The following is a 1,138-nucleotide window of genomic DNA, read 5'->3' on the forward strand; positions in this document are numbered from 1 at the left end:
TAATTAGGGCTTGCTGAATATATCGCCCGCGTGTTACGTGGCCTGGGTTATTTGATCGCGCGCTCGAGAGTAAAGTGCAAGATAAACAGGTAGAATAGGTCAAAAGCCGTGCATCACCACCTGCGATCGTGTACAGAAAAGCTGAGCTTGCTCCCCTCCCAGCCTTAGACTTTGAACTAGCCAACGGCTCTAAATTGTCAGCGGACAACCGTTGGGTAAAAATGGCTCAACTAATCCCGTGGTCAGAATTTGAGTCAGAATATGCCCAAAACTTCCCCACCGAAAAGGGCGCACCAGCTAAATCCTTTCGGATGGCGTTGGGGGCATTAATTATCAAAGAAAAATTGGGAATTAGCGATCGGGAAACAGTAGAACAAATTCGGGAAAACCCCTATCTACAATACTTTATCGGTCAATCAAACTACAGCAATGAACTCGCATTTGACCCCTCTCTATTAGTACACTTTCGGCAACGAATTAGTCCCAACCTAATCAATAAAGTGAACGAACGGATGGTTGAAAAAATGCGAGAAACCACGCCAATCAAACCCGAAAAAAAAAAGGATTCGGACGCCAAAAATGAGTCACCCAATCGCGGTAAGTTGATCGTAGATGCAACCTGTGCCCCAGCCGATATTAGTTATCCGACCGACTTAGGACTATTAAACAGAGCCAGAGTTCATACAGAAAAAATCATAGACATCCTGTATAAACAAATCAAAGAAAAAACCCATAAAAAACCAAGAACCTACCGTAATCTAGCGAGAAAAGACTACTTAGCAGTAGCGAAACAAAGACGACCCACCCGCAACAAAAGAAGACAGGCAATTAAAAAACAACTTCAATATATCAAAAGAAACCTCGCTCATATTGAACAGCTAATTGATGCGGGTGCGAGCCTAAAGAGTCTGACTAAAAAGCAATATAAAACCTTGCTAGTCCTCACAGAAGTTACTCGCCAACAACAGTGGTTATTTGATAACGATAAACAGAGTATTGAGGATAGAATAGTAAGTTTAAGCCAACCCCACATTCGTCCCATAGTCAGAGGAAAAGCCGGAAAAAGCGTAGAGTTTGGAGCCAAACTATCAGCCAGTTGTTTTGAAGGATATGTATTTTTAGACCGGATGAGCTGGGA

At 42.8% G+C, this 1,138-nt stretch carries 1 protein-coding gene; it reads left to right on the top strand.

Features of this window, described 5'->3' with window-relative positions; translation table 11 throughout:
- Positions 1-128: 128 nt before the first annotated feature.
- On the top strand, positions 129-1,138 hold a 1,010-nt coding region (locus tag QUA02_RS33460; RefSeq protein WP_333034030.1), incomplete at its 3' end, for an IS5 family transposase.

The organism is Microcoleus pseudofavosus SVA1_A4, from assembly GCF_036700565.1.
Taxonomy (GTDB): Bacteria; Cyanobacteriota; Cyanobacteriia; order Cyanobacteriales; family Microcoleaceae; genus Microcoleus.